Below are 15,955 nucleotides of genomic sequence, written 5' to 3' on the forward strand. Positions count from 1 at the left end.
CTTGCGCAATGGTAGCGATGATGAACCCGAACGAGCCGTTGACGCCCCTCGATGCGGCGTTGGACAGCGATCCGGCCGAGACCGAGGAATGGTGCCAGGCGCTGGCGTCCACCTTGGCCCACTGCGGCGCTGCGAGGGCGCGCTACCTGTTGCAGCGCCTGCAAGCCCACGCCCTTGAGCTGGGCCTGGAGCGCGAGGCGCAGGCCTTCTCTGCCTACCGCAACACCTTGCCGGTGGAGCAGCAGGGGGCCTATCCGGGCGATCTGGAGCTGGATGAGCGGATCACCGGCATCCTGCGCTGGAACGCCTTGGCCATGGTGGTGCGGGCCAACCATGCCTATGGCGAACTGGGCGGGCATATCGCCAGCTACGCCTCGGCGGCGGAGATCTTCGAGGTCGGTTTCCAGCACTTCTTCCGTGGCGAAAGCGGTGGCGAGCAACGCACCGGCGACCTGGTGTTCTTCCAGCCGCACTCGGCCCCGGGCATCTATGCCCGGGCGTTTCTCGAAGGGCGCTTGAGCGAGCAGCAATTGGCCAACTATCGCCAGGAGGTCGCGGGCAATGGCCTGTGCTCCTACCCCCACCCCTGGCTGATGCCCGACTTCTGGCAGTTCCCCACCGGCTCCATGGGCATCGGCCCGCTCAATGCCATCTACCAGGCGCGCTTCATGCGCTACCTGCAGCACCGGGGCCTGCTGGATACCTCGGGCCGGCATGTGTGGGGCGTGTTCGGCGACGGCGAGATGGATGAGCCTGAGTCCACCGCCGGCCTGACCCTGGCGGCCCGCGAGGGGCTGGACAACCTGACCTTCATCGTCAATTGCAACCTGCAACGCCTGGACGGCCCGGTACGCGGCAATGGCCAGATCATCCAGGAGCTGGAGGCGCTGTTCAGCGGCGCCGGCTGGAACGTGATCAAGGTGCTGTGGGGCTCGGAGTGGGACGCGTTGTTCGCCCGCGACCATGAGCACGCGCTGCTGCGCCAGTTGGCGGCCACCCCCGATGGCCAGTTCCAGACCCTCGGCGCCAAAGATGGCAGTTACAACCTCGAGCATTTCTTCAACCAGGCCCCGGCCTTGCAGCGCCTGGTGGCGCACATGAGCTCCGACGAGATCAACGCGCTCAAGCGCGGTGGCCACGATTTCCGCAAGCTGCACGCGGCCTACGCCGCCGCCAAGGCGTGCAAGGGCCGGCCGACGGTGATCCTGGCCAAGACCAAGAAAGGCTATGGCATGAGCAGTGCCGGCGAGTCGCGGATGACCGCGCACCAGGCCAAGAAACTGGATGTGCAGGCGCTGTTGGCGTTTCGCGATCGCTTCCACCTGCCGCTGTCGGATGAGGCGGTGGAGCAGCTGCGTTTCTACCGCCCGGCCGAGGATAGCCCGGAGATGGTCTATTTGCGCCAGCGCCGTGCTGCCCTCGGTGGGGCGTTACCCATCAGGCGCAGTGACTGTGCCACGTTGCCTCTGCCCGAACTCGATGCATTTGCCGGTTTCGCCCTGCACGCCGATGGCAAGGAGATGTCCACCACCATGGCCGCCGTGCGTCTGCTCGGCCATTGGCTCAAGGCGCCTGGGCTGGGGCCGCGTGTGGTGCCGATCGTCGCTGACGAGGCGCGCACCTTCGGCATGGCCAGCCTGTTCCGCCAGATCGGCATCTATTCTCCGGCCGGGCAGCGCTATGAGCCCGAGGATGCCGGTTCGTTGCTGGTGTACAAGGAGGCCCGCGACGGCCAGTTGCTCGAGGAGGGCATCACCGAGGCCGGGGCGATTTCGTCGTGGGTCGCGGCGGCCACCTCGTATGCGGTACACGGCGAGCCGATGTTGCCGGTGTACATCTATTACTCGATGTTCGGCTTCCAGCGCGTTGGCGACCTGATCTGGGCCGCCGCCGACCAGCGCGCCCGCGGCCTGCTGCTGGGCGCCACCGCCGGGCGCACCACCCTGGGCGGGGAGGGCTTGCAGCATCAGGACGGTTCGAGCCTGGTGATGGCCTCGATGGTGCCCAACTGCCGGGCCTGGGACCCGTGTTTCGCCGGGGAGCTGGCGCTGATCCTCGACCATGCCGCCCGGCGCATGCTGGTGGAGCAGCGCGACGAGTTCCACTACGTGGCGGTGATGAACGAAAACTATCCACAGCCATCGTTGCCCGATGGCGTGCGGGAGGCGGTGTTGCGTGGCATGTATCTGTACACCCGGCAGCAAGCGGAGCAGCCGCGGGGCCAGGTGCGCTTGCTGGGTTCGGGCACGATCCTGCGCGAGGTCATCGCGGCGGGCGAGCTGCTGGTGAACGAGTGGCAGGTCGACTGCGAGGTGTTCAGCGTGACCAGTTTCAGCGAGTTGGCGCGTGATGCGCGGGATGCTCGGCGCAGCGGCATTGCCGGTGAGGATGAGCATTGCCACCTGCGCCAGTGCCTGCCCGGCGATGCGCCGGTGATCGCGGCGAGCGACTATGTGCGCGCCTGGCCGCAACTGATTGCCGAGTATGTGCAGGCACCCTACATCACCCTCGGCACCGATGGCTTTGGGCGCAGCGACACACGCCAGCAGTTGCGGCGGTTCTTCGAGGTGGACAGGTATGCGGTGGTGATGGCGGCGTTGTATGGCCTGGTGCGGCAGGGGCGTTTGCCCAAAGAGGTATTGGCGCAGGCCCAGGCAAGGTATGCCATCACGGATGAAGGCGCATCCTGGTATCGATGATGGCCCTGGCTGTATTGACCCTATCGCCAGCAAGCCCCCCACCCAAAGCCTTGCGCGGTCTCTGTAGGAGCGGCCTTGTGCCGCGAAAGGGCTGCATCGCAGCCCCGGTAATTTTGAATGCCACAGAGAAACCAGGGGCCGCTTTGCGACCCTTTCGCGACACAAGGCCGCTCCTACACTGACCGCGTAAGATGTGGGAGCCGGCTTGCCGGCGATAGGGCCAGTAAACCGCGCCCACAAAAAAGGCCTCTGACGAGGCCTTTTTCATTTCATCCGATCAACGCTTGAGCCCGTAGCTCTCATCCAGCATGCCCGGCGAGTTCGGTGCCTTAGGGGCGTAGTCACGCGGCACTTCGGCGGTGTCTTTCGGTGGGGTCAGGCGGTCGCGTGGCGCTTGCGCCGCTTCCGAGTGCAGGGCAGCCAGCAGGCGCTGACGGGTCAGCTCGTCCAGGGCCAGGCGGTTGGCGCCGTCGGCCAGGTGATCCTGCACGTCCTGGTAGCTTTGCGTGAGCTTCTGCACCAGCGACGCGGTGCTGTTGAAGTGGGTGACCACCTCATTTTGATAGGTGTCGAAACGCTGCTGGATGTCATCCAGCTGGCGTTGTGTATTGCTGGGCGCCGCGTTGGGCAGCAGGCGGGCCAGCGCGAAACCTGCGACGACACCGATGACCAGGGCCAGGGTCGGCAGCAACCAAACAAGGAGCGAGTGTTCCACGAGTCCTTCCTCTATAAACGGCTTTGCTTTACGTTAACGGCTCAGACCTGCGCTGTATACCGCGAGCAATCGCAAATCAGAACAGAATTCCTCTGCTAGACGAGTCGACCCACCCCGAGGTCACGGAGTAGTGCCTTGCTTATCCGCGAAACACCTATGTTCATCGATGGCCCATGTGGCCAGCTGGAAGCCTTGTACCTGGACGTGGCCGATGCCCGTGGCGCGGTGCTGATCTGCCACCCCAACCCGGTCCAGGGCGGCACCATGCTCAACAAGGTGGTCTCGACCCTGCAACGCACCGCCCGCGACGCCGGTTACGTCACCCTGCGTTTCAACTACCGTGGCGTCGGCCAGAGCGCCGGCAGCCACGACATGGGCGCCGGTGAAGTGGCCGATGCGCAAGCCGCAGCCGCCTGGCTGCGTGATCAGCACCCCGAGCTGCCGCTGGTACTGATGGGCTTCTCCTTCGGCGGCTTCGTCGCCGCCAGCCTGGCTGGGCACCTGGAGGCCGAAGGCGTCGAGCTGCAGCAACTGTTCATGATCGCCCCGGCGGTGATGCGCCTGACGGAGCAGTTCCCGCTACCTGGCCGCGTTGCCCTCACGGTGGTGCAGCCGGACACCGACGAAGTGGTCGACCCGCAGCTGGTCTACGATTGGTCTGCGGCGCTGACGCGCCCCCACGAGCTGCTGAAAGTGGCAGAATGCGGACACTTCTTCCATGGCAAGCTGACCGATCTGAAGGATCTGCTGCTGCCGCGCCTTTCGAACTGAGCAAGCCTGAACAAGCGAACACCCATGACGACGCGCATTCTCACCGGTATCACCACCACCGGCACCCCGCACCTAGGCAACTACGCCGGTGCCATCCGCCCGGCAATCCTGGCCAGCCAGCAGCCTGGTGCCGATTCGTTCTACTTCCTGGCCGACTACCACGCGCTGATCAAGTGCGACGACCCGCAGCGCATCCAGCGCTCGCGCCTGGAAATCGCCGCCACTTGGCTGGCCGGTGGCCTGGACCCGGACAAGGTGACCTTCTACCGCCAGTCGGACATCCCCGAGATCCCCGAGCTGACCTGGCTGCTGACCTGTGTCGCGGCCAAGGGCCTGCTCAACCGCGCCCACGCCTACAAGGCCTCGGTGGACAAGAACGTCGAGGCCGGTGAAGACCCGGATGCCGGCGTGACCATGGGCCTGTTCAGCTACCCGGTGCTGATGGCCGCCGATATCCTGATGTTCAACGCGCACAAGGTGCCGGTCGGCCGCGACCAGATCCAGCACGTGGAGATGGCCCGCGACATCGGCCAGCGTTTCAACCACCTGTTCGGCCAGGGCAAGGACTTCTTCGCCCTGCCCGAGGCGGTGATCGAAGAGAGCGTGGCCACGCTGCCGGGCCTGGACGGTCGCAAGATGTCCAAGAGCTACGACAACACCATCCCACTGTTCACCAGCGCCAAGGACATGAAGGACGCGATCTCGCGCATCGTCACCGACTCCAAGGCACCAGGCGAGGCGAAGGACCCGGACAATTCGCACCTGTTCACCCTGTTCCAGGCCTTCTCCACCCAGGCGCAATGCGCCGAGTTCCGCGCAGAGCTGGTGCAGGGCCTGGGTTGGGGCGAAGCCAAGCAGCGCCTGTTCCAACTGCTCGACGGACAGCTGGCCGAAAAGCGCGAGCATTACCACCAGCTGATTTCGCGCCCGTCCGATCTGGAGGACATCCTCCTGGCCGGTGCCACCAAGGCGCGCAAGATCGCCACTCCGTTCCTCGAACAGCTGCGCGAGGCCGTAGGCCTGCGTTCGTTCCGCACCGCCGTGCAGGCCACCAGCGAAGTGAAGAAGAAGGCCGCCAAGAGCGCGCGTTTCGTCAGCTTCCGCGACGAAGACGGCAGCTTCCGCTTCCGCCTGCTGGCCGCCGATGGCGAGCAGCTGCTGCTGTCGCGCAGCTTTGCCGACGGCAAGAGCGCTGGCGCGGTGAGCAAGCAGTTGCAGCAGGGTGGCGAGGCGGATGTGCGGGTCGAAGGCCTGGGCTTTGCGCTGTGGCTGGATGGCGAGCAAGTGGCCGAGGGGCCGCAGTTCGACAATGCCGAGGCCCGTGAAGCCGCGATTCAGAGCCTGCGCGAGGCGCTGGCGCCACAAGCGGACTGAGGCATAAAGACTGTGGGAGCGGGCTTGCCCGCGAAGCATGCGACGCGGTGCTTGGCACCGGCTTCGCCGGTGTTCGCGGGCAAGCCCGCTCCCACAGGGAATGCATGCAGGCGGACAATGGCCGCATGTATCATTGCCATCAAGCGGGCCGGTCGCTAAAGTGACGGCCCGTTTTTTGTTGCCTCGCTAACGAAATCATGACGCCCCTAGAACGATACCAAGCCGATCTGAAACGCCCCGACTTCTTCCATGACGCGGCGCAGGAAACTGCGGTGCGTCACTTGCAGCGCCTGTACGACGACCTGGTGCACGCGCAGAACAACAAGCCGGGCATGTTCGGCAAGCTGTTCGGCAAGAAGGAGCAGACCCCGGTCAAGGGCCTGTACTTCTGGGGCGGGGTAGGGCGAGGCAAGACCTACCTGGTCGACACCTTCTATGAAGCGCTGCCGTTCAAGCAGAAGATGCGCACGCACTTCCACCGCTTCATGAAGCGGGTGCACGAGGAGATGAAGACCCTCAAGGGCGAGAAGAACCCGTTGACCATCATCGCCAAGCGTTTCAGCGATGAAGCCAAGGTGATCTGCTTCGACGAATTCTTCGTCTCCGACATCACCGACGCCATGATCCTCGGCACGCTGATGGAAGAACTGTTCAAGAATGGCGTGTCGCTGGTGGCGACCTCCAACATCGTGCCGGACGGTTTGTACAAGGACGGCTTGCAGCGCGCGCGCTTCCTGCCGGCCATCGCCATGATCAAGCAGTTCACCGACGTGGTGAACGTCGACAGTGGCGTGGACTATCGCCTGCGTCACCTGGAGCAGGCCGAGCTGTTCCACTTCCCGCTCGACGCCGCCGCCCACGAGAGCCTGCGCGCAAGCTTCAAGGCGCTGACGCCCGAGTGTACCCAGGCGGTCGAGAACGACGTGCTGATGATCGAAAACCGCGAGATCCACGCGCTGCGTACCTGCGACGACGTCGCCTGGTTCGACTTCCGTGCGCTGTGTGACGGCCCGCGTAGCCAGAACGACTACATCGAGCTGGGCAAGATCTTCCACGCGGTGCTGCTGAGCAACGTCGAACAGATGGGCGTCACTACCGATGACATCGCGCGTCGCTTCATCAACATGGTCGACGAGTTCTACGACCGTAACGTGAAGTTGATCATTTCGGCCGAGGTGGAGTTGAAGGACCTGTACACCGGCGGGCGCCTGAGCTTCGAGTTCCAGCGCACCCTCAGCCGCTTGCTCGAGATGCAGTCCCACGAGTTCCTGGCGCGGGCGCACAAGCCTTAAATCGACGTTGCAAGGCATCGCGGGGCAAGCCCGCTCCCACACCATGGGTTCATGGCGTGGGAGCGGGCTTGCCCCGCGATGCTTTCAGGCTTCCTGCATGAACTGCTGGCGATACTGGTTCGGCGACAGTTCGGTGTGCTGGCGGAACAGGCGGGCGAAGAAGCTCGCGTCGTCGTACCCCACCTCGTAGCTGATGGTTTTGATGCTCTTGCGCGTGCTCGACAGCAGGCCCTTGGCGGTCTCGATGCGCAGCCGTTGCAGGTAGTGCAGCGGTTTGTCGCCGGTGGCGCTCTGGAAGCGGCGCATGAAATTGCGGATGCTCATGCCGTGGTTGCGTGCCACATCCTCGAAGCGGAACTTGTCGGCGAAGTGCTCTTCGAGCCAGTGCTGGATCTGCAGGATGATCAGGTCCTGGTGCAGCTTCTGCCCGCCGAAGCCCATGCGCCCGGGAGTGTAGCTGCGTTGCACTTCGTAGAGGATGTCGCGGGCCACGGCGCGGGCGACGTTGGCGCCGCAGAAGCGTTCGATCAGATAGATGTACAGGTCGCAGGCCGACGTGGTGCCGCCGGCGCAGTAGAGGTTGTCGGCATCGGTGAGGTGCTTGTCCTGGTTCAGGCGGATCTTCGGGAAGCGCTCGGCGAAGCTGGCGAAGAAACGCCAGTAGGTAGTCGCCTCCTTGCCGTCGAGCAGGCCGGACTCAGCCAGCCAGAACACCCCGCTGGCCTCGGCGCACAGCACCGCGCCACGGGCATGTTGCGCGCGCAGCCAGGGCAGCACTTGCGGGTAGCGTTGCAGGAGATTGTCGAAGTCGTCCCAGAAGGCCGGGAGGATGATCACGTCGGCATCGTTCAGGCCGCTGTCGACCGGTAGCTGCACGTTGCTGAAACTGTCCACGGGCAGGCCGTCGGGGCTCACCAGGCCGATCTCGAACATCGGTTGCAGGCCCAGGCCCAGCTGCTTGCTGTAGCGCAGGCTGGCCAGGTGGAAGAAGTCCTTGGCCTGCATCAGTGTCGAAGCGAACACTTTATCAATGGCCAGGATGCTGACGCGCCGCAGCGACGCGGGGGGTTGGGTAAACATCATTGTCATTGTTCTTATAGGGTAGAGTGGTCAATCACCGGCTGGATCGTCTTATTTTTTGGCGATTGTGTCTACCCCAATGCACGGCGTCGCCTGCTTCGCGGGCAAGCCCGCTCCCACAGGTACCCCGCAGGCCTCGAGCGTAGTGAGATCCTGTGGGAGCGGGCTTGCCCGCGAAGCAGGCGACACAGGGCTCGGCTCAGGGCGCCGGATTGGGCTGCTCCTGATGAATCGCCTCGATCGCCGCCAGCAGCTCGTCGCTCAAGTTCAGCGCCTGGCTATCGATGTTGCTCTGCAATTGCTCGACCGTGGTCGCGCCGATGATGTTGCTGGTCACGAACGGCTGCCGGGTCACGAACGCCAGGGCCATCTGCGCAGGATCCAGCCCATGCGCTTGGGCCAGTTGCACATAACGGCTGCACGCCGCCACGGTTTGTGGGTTGGAGTAGCGGGCGAAGCGGCTGAACAGGGTCAGGCGGGCATCTGCCGGGCGGGCGCCATTCTCGTACTTGCCCGAGAGCATGCCGAAGGCCAGCGGTGAGTAAGCCAGCAGGCCGCACTGTTCGCGGATCGCCACTTCTGCCAGGCCCACTTCGAAACTGCGGTTGAGCAGGTTGTAGGGGTTCTGGATCGAAACCGCACGTGGCCAGCCGCGGGTTTCGGCCAAATGCAGGAACTTCATGGTGCCCCACGGGGTTTCGTTGGACAGGCCGATATGGCGGATCTTGCCGGCGCGCACCTGTTCGTCGAGTACTTCCAGGGTTTCTTCCAGTGGGGTGAACAGGTCCTGGGGCAGGTGCTGGTAACCCAGCTTGCCGAAGAAGTTGGTACTGCGCTCGGGCCAGTGCAACTGGTACAGGTCGATGCGGTCGGTCTGCAAGCGCGCAAGGCTTGCATCGAGTGCGGCAACGATGTGCTGGCGGTTGTGCTTGAGCTGGCCGTCGCGGATATGACTGATGCCGTTGCCGGGGCCGGCGACCTTGCTGGCCAGCAACCAGTCGTCGCGGTCGCCGTTTTTCGCGAACCAGTTGCCGATGATGCGCTCGGTGGCGGCGTAGGTCTCTGGGCGCGGCGGCACCGGGTACATCTCGGCGGTGTCGATGAAATTGATGTTGCTGTCCTTGGCCAGGCGGATCTGGGCGAAGGCTTCGTCCTGGGTGTTCTGCTCGCCCCAGGTCATGGTGCCCAAGCACAGGGCGCTGACGTTGAGGTCGGTACGACCGAGCTTGCGGTATTCCATCGAAAGGACGCTCCTGGCAAAGAAGCCCATAAAAGCAGGTTGAAATTTTTCGCGCAATCTGGATAATTCTGCAGCTCTTCGCGTGGCGGAAGTGATGCACCACCACGCTAGAAGAACCTTTGTCGAACATTGGCGTGCCCGACCCGAGCCCCCAAAAGCGTCAGCGTTCGGCTGCGCGTTTGCCCTTGGCAAGCCGTGCACTATCCAGTAAGATTCGCCGTCTATTTTTCGCTGGGCGGCCTCTGAGGCTTTAGAGAATGAAAACTTTTACTGCTAAACCGGAAACAGTAAAGCGCGAGTGGTTCGTAGTCGACGCCGCTGGTCAGACCCTGGGTCGTCTGGCTACCGAAATCGCTAGCCGCCTGCGTGGCAAGCACAAGCCAGAATACACCCCTCACGTTGACACCGGCGACTACATCGTCGTCATCAACGCCGAGCAAATCCGTGTGACTGGTGCCAAGTCTTCCGACAAGATGTACTACTCCCACTCCGGCTTCCCGGGCGGTATCAAGGAAATCAACTTCGAGAAGTTGATCGCCAAGGCCCCTGAGCGTGTCATCGAAACCGCGGTCAAAGGCATGCTGCCGAAGAACCCGCTGGGTCGCGACATGTACCGCAAGCTGAAAGTGTACGCGGGTGCTGCTCACCCACACACTGCTCAGCAGCCTCAAGAACTGAAGATCTAACGGGATAGTTCATTATGTCGGCGACTCAAAACTACGGCACTGGCCGTCGCAAGACCGCAACCGCTCGCGTTTTCCTGCGTCCGGGTACCGGTAACATCTCCATCAACAACCGTTCTCTGGACGTGTTCTTCGGCCGCGAAACCGCTCGCATGGTTGTTCGCCAGCCGCTGGAACTGACCGAGACCGTTGAGAAGTTCGACATCTACGTCACCGTTTCCGGTGGTGGTGTCAGCGGTCAGGCCGGTGCGATCCGCCACGGTATCACCCGCGCCCTGATGGAATACGACGAAACCCTGCGTGGCGCTCTGCGTCGTGCTGGCTACGTCACCCGCGACGCTCGTGAAGTCGAGCGTAAGAAAGTGGGTCTGCGTAAAGCGCGTAAGCGTCCTCAGTACTCCAAGCGTTAATACCGCTTCGGCAGTCGAAGAAGCCCGGTTCCTCTGGAACCGGGCTTTTTTTATGTCTTGAACTAACCTGTCCTCTAGCGCCCTGCGCGGTTAGTTCGCTTGCTCAACTTCGCCTCACGGCTGCACCGGCTTCGAGCTCACCCCGCAGGCCACCGTCGGTGGCAACTTGTCGCATAGACGCAGATCAAGCAAAGCGAGGGTAGTGACCCGACGAGCGGGTAATCACCTTGTCAGTGTGTGGATTTGTTCCTTACCATTGCGACCACTTTTTAGTGCCACAGACACACCTAAGTAGATGCCTGTTCAAACAGGCCAAGCAAGCTGATGGGAGAGGACTGAATGAGCAATGACGGCGTCAACGCAGGCCGGCGCCGCTTCCTCGTAGCCGCGACATCCGTGGTCGGGGCAGCGGGGGCAGTGGGGGCTGCGGTACCGTTCGTGGGGTCATGGTTTCCCAGTGCCAAGGCGAAAGCCGCCGGTGCACCGGTGAAGGTCAATATCGCCAAGGTCGAGCCCGGCCAGCAGATGGTGGCCGAGTGGCGCGGCCAACCTGTATTCATCGTGCGGCGAACCGAAGAGATCCTCGGTAATCTTAAAAAAATCGCCGGCGAGCTTGCCGATCCCGAGTCCAAGGCGTCGGTGCAACCCACCTACGTCGATCCGCAGAATCGCTCGATCAAGCCCGAGATCCTCATCCTGGTCGGCCTGTGCACCCACCTGGGCTGCTCGCCCACGTTCCGCCCCGAAGTCGCGCCCGCTGACCTGGGGCCCAAGTGGGTCGGTGGCTACTTCTGCCCGTGCCACGGTTCGCACTACGACCTGGCTGGCCGCGTCTACAAGTCCCAGCCAGCGCCTCTCAACCTGCCAGTGCCACCGCACTCGTACGAGTCGGACGACCTCATCGTCATCGGCATCGACCAGGAGAAAGCATGATGAGCAAGTTCATGGAGTGGATCGATGCGCGCTTCCCCGCGACGAAGATGTGGGAAGACCATCTGAGCAAGTACTACGCGCCCAAGAACTTCAACTTCCTGTACTTCTTCGGCTCGCTGGCCCTGCTGGTGCTGGTCAACCAGATCGTCACCGGTGTGTGGCTGACCATGAGCTTCACCCCCTCGGCGGAAGAGGCGTTCGCCTCGGTCGAGTACATCATGCGCGACGTCGAGTACGGCTGGATCCTGCGCTACCTGCACTCCACCGGCGCCTCGGCGTTCTTCATCGTGGTGTACCTGCACATGTTCCGCGGCCTGCTGTACGGCTCCTACCAGAAGCCGCGCGAGCTGGTCTGGCTGTTCGGCATGCTGATCTACCTGGCGCTGATGGCCGAAGCGTTCATGGGCTACCTGCTGCCGTGGGGGCAGATGTCGTACTGGGGCGCCCAGGTGATCATCTCGCTGTTTGGTGCGATCCCGGTCATCGGGGGTGACCTGACCCAGTGGATTCGTGGCGACTACCTGATCTCCGGCATCACCCTGAACCGCTTCTTCGCCCTGCATGTGGTGGCCCTGCCGATCGTGATTCTCGGCCTGGTGGTGCTGCACATCCTGGCGCTGCACGAGGTGGGTTCGAACAACCCCGATGGTGTCGACATCAAGAAGAAAAAGGACGAGAACGGCATCCCGCTGGACGGCATCCCCTTCCACCCGTACTACACCGTCAAGGATATCGCCGGCGTAGTGGTGTTCCTCTTCGTGTTCTGTGCCGTGGTGTTCTTCTTCCCGGAAATGGGTGGTTACTTCCTGGAAAAACCGAACTTCGAGCAGGCTAACGCCTTCAAGACGCCTGAGCATATCGCCCCGGTGTGGTACTTCACGCCGTTCTACGCGATCTTGCGTGCGGTGCCCGACAAGCTGTTCGGCGTCATCGCCATGGGCGCCGCGATCGCCGTGCTGTTCGTGTTGCCCTGGCTCGACCGTAGCCCAGTGCGCTCCATGCGCTACAAGGGCTGGATGAGCAAGATCTGGCTGCTGGTGTTCTGCGTGGCCTTCGTCATTCTCGGTGTGCTGGGCGTGCTGGCGCCGACGCCGGGGCGTACCTTGCTGTCGCAGGTGTGCACGGTGCTGTACTTCGCCTACTTCCTGCTGATGCCGTTCTACACAAGGCTCGAGAAGACCAAACCGGTTCCGGAAAGGGTGACTGGCTGATGAAAAAGTTTATTGCAGTATGCTTGCTGGCACTGATGCCGGGGCTTTCTTTCGCTGCCGAGCATAGCCTGGAGCTGGACAAGGTCGACGTCGACCTCACTGACAAGGCTGCCCTGCAGGACGGGGCGCGCACCTTCGCCAACTATTGCATGGGGTGCCACAGCGCCAAGTTCCAGCGTTATGAGCGGGTGGCCGATGACTTGGGGATCCCCCATGAATTGATGCTCGAGAACCTGGTGTTCACCGGTGCCAAGATCGGTGACCACATGAAGATCGGCATGCAGCCCAACGATGCCAAGACCTGGTTCGGTGCGGCGCCGCCCGACCTGACGCTGGTGGCCCGGGTGCGCGGCAATGACTGGTTGTACACCTACCTGCGCAGCTTCTACGAGGACCCATCGCGCCCCTACCGGGTGAACAACAAGGTGTTCCCCAACGTGGGTATGCCTAACGTGCTGGTGGGCTTGCAGGGCAACCAGGTGATTGGTTGCAAGCAGGTGCAGACCGTGGTCGATGGCAAGAAGCAATTCGACCCCCTGACCGGCAGCCCGCTGACCCATGAAGCATGCGACCAGCTGACCGTCGAGGAGAAATCCGGTACCCTGACGCCCGAGCAGTTCGACGAGAAGGTCAAGAACCTGGTGACCTTCCTGGCCTATTCGGCCAACCCGGTCAAACTGGAAAGCCAGCGCATCGGTACCTATGTGCTTCTGTACCTGGCTTTCTTCTTCGTGTTCGCCTACTTGCTCAAGCGCGAATACTGGAAGGACGTGCACTGATCACGCAGTAGTTTCTGGTTGTTGAACGCGCCCGGGGCGCCTTGGCAATACTGCCAGGGCGCCCCGGGCGCGTTTTCATTTACCGTTTTACAAGCATCCCGTGCGAGGAGGCGCTACATGGGCGCAACCAACAGGTTAGCCTGCTATTCCGACCCCGCTGATCACTACTCCCATCGGGTACGCCTGGTGCTCGCCGAGAAAGGCGTCACCGTGCAGATCATCGACGTCGACGCCAAACGCCTGCCGCCCAAGCTGGTCGAAGTGAACCCCTATGGCAGCCTGCCGACCCTGGTCGATCGCGACCTGGCGCTGTACGAATCGACTGTGGTGATGGAGTATCTCGATGAGCGCTACCCCCATCCGCCGCTGATGCCGGTCTATCCGGTGGCCCGTGGCAATAGCCGCTTGCTGATGCACCGCATCCAGCGTGACTGGTGCTCGCTGGCCGACACCGTACTCGATCCACGCAGCAGCGACGCGGCACGCAGCCAGGCACGCAAGGAGCTGCGCGAGAGCCTTACCGGCGTAGCACCGCTGTTCGGTGAGATGGCCTGCTTCATGAGCGAGGAGCAAAGCCTGGTCGATTGCTGTCTACTGCCCATCCTCTGGCGTTTGCCGGTGATGGGGATCGAATTGCCGCGGCAGGCCAAGCCGCTGCTGGACTACATGGAGCGACAGTTCGCCCGCGAGCCTTTCCAGGCGAGCCTGTCCGCTGCCGAACGTGAAATGCGCAAGGTTTGATAATGCGCAAGGTTTAATAAGGAGCCGTTGATGAACTCCAGTCGCCCCTACATGGTTCGCGCGCTGTACGAGTGGATCGTCGACAACGATTGCACGCCCCATATGCTGGTCAATGCCGAGTATTCCGGTGTCCAGGTGCCCGATGGCTTTGCCAGCGATGGCCAGATCGTCCTGAACATGTCCCCCAGTGCCGTGCGCAACCTGCACATGGACAACGAGGCGGTGAGCTTCGAGGCGCGCTTTGGTGGCGTATCCCGTTCGCTCTACGTGCCGACAGGCGCGATCCTGGGGGTCTACGCCCGGGAGAATGGCCAGGGCATGGTCTTCGAGCTGGAGTCGCCGATCGACGATGAGGACGATCTGCAGGATGACGGTGTCGAGCCGGATGACGACGGCCCGCCACAAGGCGGTGGGCAGCCGCCGCGCCCCAGTGGTCGACCCAGCCTCAAGGTGGTCAAGTAACAAAAAAGGCGATCCGAGTGGATCGCCTTTTTTGTTGCTGCCGTTCGCGCTTACAAGTCCTTGATGCTCTGCACCTGGTCCTTGTTGATGCGGTTCTGCTTGCCGTCGAGTTGCTTGAACTCGTAGAAGCCCGAGTTGCGGTCGAAGTGCGGCGTGTCGAGGGTCTGCAGTTCGCGACCGTCGTTGAGGGTGATGATGCTCGGGCTGGAGCAGCCGGCCAGGGCGGCGAAGGCGCCGATCAGCAGGGTGGGGAGCAGGTACTTCTTCATGGTGTTTCCTGGCATTTCAAGGGTTGGAAATCGTTGTTGTCTGTCATGGCCTCTTCGCCGGCAAGCCCAGCTCCTACGGCGTTTGTAGGAGTCGGCCTTGCCGGTGAACCGGTCAGTCGATGTATTCGAACAGCTTGACGATCTTCTGCACGCCCGACACGCCCTGCACCACATTGGTGGCGGCGTTGGCCTCTTGCTGAGTGACCAGGCCGAGCAGGTAGACGATGCCGTTCTCGGTGATCACCTTGATGCGCGAGCCAGGAACATTGGCATCACCGAGCATCTGGGTCTTGATCTTGGTGGTCAGCCAGGCGTCGTTGTTGCGGGCAAGGATCGAGGAAGGCTGGATCACTTGCAGTTCATTGTGCACCTTCTTCACGCGCTGGACCTGGCCGGCGGTCTGCTCGGCCAGCGACTTGAGGTCGGCGCGCGGGGTTTGGCCGGCGAGCAGGACCACACCGTTGTAGCTGCTGACGACGATGTGCGAACTCTTGTCCAGGTCGGGGTTGGCCTTGGCGATGTTCACCGAAACCTTGGTTTCGATCAGTGAGTCGTCGATCTTGCTACCAATGGTGCGGGTGCCGCGGTCATCCTCGATGGGCGAGTTGCGGGTCGAGGTCAGTACCGAGCTGCAACCGCTGATGCTCAGGCACAGGGTAAGGGCCATCAGGCCGAGACGCTTGGGGATCATTCTTCACTCCCGAACAGTTGGCTGTCGATCAGGTCGCACAGGCAGTGGATCGCCAGCAGGTGGACTTCCTGGATGCGTGCGGTGACCGTCGAGGGGACGCGGATTTCCACGTCCTCGGGCAGCAGCAGCGACGCCATGCCGCCACCGTCACGCCCGGTCAAGGCTACGACAATCATTTCGCGGTCATGTGCGGCCTGGATCGCCTGGATCACGTTGGCCGAGTTGCCGCTGGTAGAGATCGCCAACAGTACGTCGCCCGGTTGGCCCAGGGCGCGGATCTGCTTGGAGAAGACTTCGTTGTAGCTGTAGTCGTTGGCGATCGAGGTGAGGGTGGAGCTGTCGGTGGTCAGGGCGATGGCCGGCAGGCTCGGGCGCTCGCGCTCGAAGCGGTTGAGCAGCTCCGACGAGAAGTGCTGGGCGTCACCGGCCGAGCCGCCGTTGCCACAGGCGAGCATCTTGCCGTCGCTGAGCAGGGCGTTGACCATGACCAGGCTGGCCTGCTCGATGTGAGGTGCCAGGATGTCCATTGCCTGTTGCTTGGTGTCGATGCTGGCCTGGAACAGCCGGCGAATTCGGGATTGCATGTCCATCTGGTGAGACCTTAA

At 62.8% G+C, this 15,955-nt stretch carries 17 protein-coding genes; 11 read left to right on the forward strand and 6 right to left on the reverse strand.

The window, feature by feature from the left end; translation table 11 throughout:
- Positions 1-8: 8 nt before the first annotated feature.
- On the forward strand, positions 9-2,699 hold the full coding sequence (mdeB, locus tag IX761_RS08760) for an alpha-ketoglutarate dehydrogenase (protein WP_194789203.1): 2,691 nt from the start codon (positions 9-11) through the stop codon (positions 2,697-2,699).
- Positions 2,700-2,976: 277 nt separating this feature from the next.
- Here the strand turns inward: mdeB and IX761_RS08765 are convergent, their stop codons facing one another.
- Positions 2,977-3,414 carry a YhcB family protein gene (locus IX761_RS08765; RefSeq protein ID WP_110991640.1) on the reverse strand — a complete coding sequence of 146 codons (438 nt, stop codon included), beginning with the start codon at positions 3,412-3,414 and terminating at the stop codon, positions 2,977-2,979.
- Positions 3,415-3,549: 135 nt separating this feature from the next.
- Here IX761_RS08765 and IX761_RS08770 point away from each other — a divergent pair, with 135 nt between their 5' ends.
- The 3 genes from IX761_RS08770 to zapE all read left to right on the forward strand — a co-directional run bounded on the left by IX761_RS08770 (position 3,550) and on the right by zapE (position 6,851).
- On the forward strand, positions 3,550-4,185 hold the full coding sequence (locus tag IX761_RS08770) for an alpha/beta hydrolase (RefSeq protein WP_194789204.1): 636 nt from the start codon (positions 3,550-3,552) through the stop codon (positions 4,183-4,185).
- 24 nt (positions 4,186-4,209) lie between these two features.
- Positions 4,210-5,559, forward strand: coding sequence for a tryptophan--tRNA ligase (locus IX761_RS08775; protein WP_194789205.1), 1,350 nt, complete (start codon positions 4,210-4,212; stop codon positions 5,557-5,559).
- A gap of 197 nt (positions 5,560-5,756) precedes the next feature.
- Positions 5,757-6,851 carry a cell division protein ZapE gene (gene zapE, locus IX761_RS08780; protein WP_194789206.1) on the forward strand — a complete coding sequence of 365 codons (1,095 nt, stop codon included), beginning with the start codon at positions 5,757-5,759 and terminating at the stop codon, positions 6,849-6,851.
- Positions 6,852-6,935: 84 nt separating this feature from the next.
- Here zapE and IX761_RS08785 read toward each other — a convergent pair whose 3' ends face one another.
- Positions 6,936-7,832, reverse strand: a complete 897-nt coding sequence (locus tag IX761_RS08785; protein WP_194789264.1) for a GlxA family transcriptional regulator — start codon at positions 7,830-7,832, stop codon at positions 6,936-6,938.
- 298 nt (positions 7,833-8,130) lie between these two features.
- Positions 8,131-9,171 (reverse strand): NADP(H)-dependent aldo-keto reductase, encoded by a 1,041-nt coding sequence (locus IX761_RS08790; protein ID WP_194789207.1) that lies wholly within the window; start codon positions 9,169-9,171, stop codon positions 8,131-8,133.
- 257 nt (positions 9,172-9,428) lie between these two features.
- Here IX761_RS08790 and rplM point away from each other — a divergent pair, with 257 nt between their 5' ends.
- The 7 genes from rplM (at position 9,429) to IX761_RS08825 (ending at position 14,390) form a co-directional block, all read left to right on the forward strand.
- Positions 9,429-9,857 carry a 50S ribosomal protein L13 gene (gene rplM, locus IX761_RS08795; RefSeq protein ID WP_008097538.1) on the forward strand — a complete coding sequence of 143 codons (429 nt, stop codon included), beginning with the start codon at positions 9,429-9,431 and terminating at the stop codon, positions 9,855-9,857.
- Between the two features lie 14 nt (positions 9,858-9,871).
- On the forward strand, positions 9,872-10,264 hold the full coding sequence (gene rpsI / locus IX761_RS08800) for a 30S ribosomal protein S9 (RefSeq protein WP_003260797.1): 393 nt from the start codon (positions 9,872-9,874) through the stop codon (positions 10,262-10,264).
- A gap of 339 nt (positions 10,265-10,603) precedes the next feature.
- Positions 10,604-11,197: a ubiquinol-cytochrome c reductase iron-sulfur subunit gene (petA, locus tag IX761_RS08805; RefSeq protein ID WP_194789208.1), complete on the forward strand. Its 594-nt coding sequence runs from the start codon at positions 10,604-10,606 to the stop codon at positions 11,195-11,197.
- The gene (locus IX761_RS08810) at positions 11,197-12,408 is read left to right on the forward strand and encodes a cytochrome b (RefSeq protein WP_194789265.1); all 1,212 of its coding nucleotides are present in this window, start codon (positions 11,197-11,199) and stop codon (positions 12,406-12,408) included. The genes petA and IX761_RS08810 overlap by 1 nt, the downstream gene beginning before the upstream one ends.
- Entirely contained in the window at positions 12,408-13,187 is a 780-nt protein-coding gene (locus tag IX761_RS08815) for a cytochrome c1 (RefSeq protein WP_194789209.1), read from the forward strand. The genes IX761_RS08810 and IX761_RS08815 overlap by 1 nt, the downstream gene beginning before the upstream one ends.
- A gap of 117 nt (positions 13,188-13,304) precedes the next feature.
- On the forward strand, positions 13,305-13,928 hold the full coding sequence (locus IX761_RS08820; protein WP_194789210.1) for a glutathione S-transferase N-terminal domain-containing protein: 624 nt from the start codon (positions 13,305-13,307) through the stop codon (positions 13,926-13,928).
- A gap of 30 nt (positions 13,929-13,958) precedes the next feature.
- On the forward strand, positions 13,959-14,390 hold the full coding sequence (locus IX761_RS08825) for a ClpXP protease specificity-enhancing factor (RefSeq protein WP_194789211.1): 432 nt from the start codon (positions 13,959-13,961) through the stop codon (positions 14,388-14,390).
- Between the two features lie 50 nt (positions 14,391-14,440).
- Here IX761_RS08825 and IX761_RS08830 read toward each other — a convergent pair whose 3' ends face one another.
- The 3 genes from IX761_RS08830 to IX761_RS08840 form a co-directional block, all read right to left on the reverse strand.
- Positions 14,441-14,659, reverse strand: coding sequence for a YgdI/YgdR family lipoprotein (locus IX761_RS08830; protein WP_194789212.1), 219 nt, complete (start codon positions 14,657-14,659; stop codon positions 14,441-14,443).
- Positions 14,660-14,771: 112 nt separating this feature from the next.
- Positions 14,772-15,350 carry a BON domain-containing protein gene (locus IX761_RS08835; RefSeq protein WP_194789213.1) on the reverse strand — a complete coding sequence of 193 codons (579 nt, stop codon included), beginning with the start codon at positions 15,348-15,350 and terminating at the stop codon, positions 14,772-14,774.
- Complete coding sequence (locus tag IX761_RS08840; protein WP_011535550.1) at positions 15,347-15,940, reverse strand: phosphoheptose isomerase; 594 nt, start codon at positions 15,938-15,940, stop codon at positions 15,347-15,349. The genes IX761_RS08835 and IX761_RS08840 overlap by 4 nt, the downstream gene beginning before the upstream one ends.
- Between the last annotated feature and the right edge of the window lie 15 nt (positions 15,941-15,955).

Source organism: Pseudomonas sp. UFMG81, assembly GCF_015354575.1.
GTDB lineage: Bacteria > Pseudomonadota > Gammaproteobacteria > Pseudomonadales > Pseudomonadaceae > Aquipseudomonas.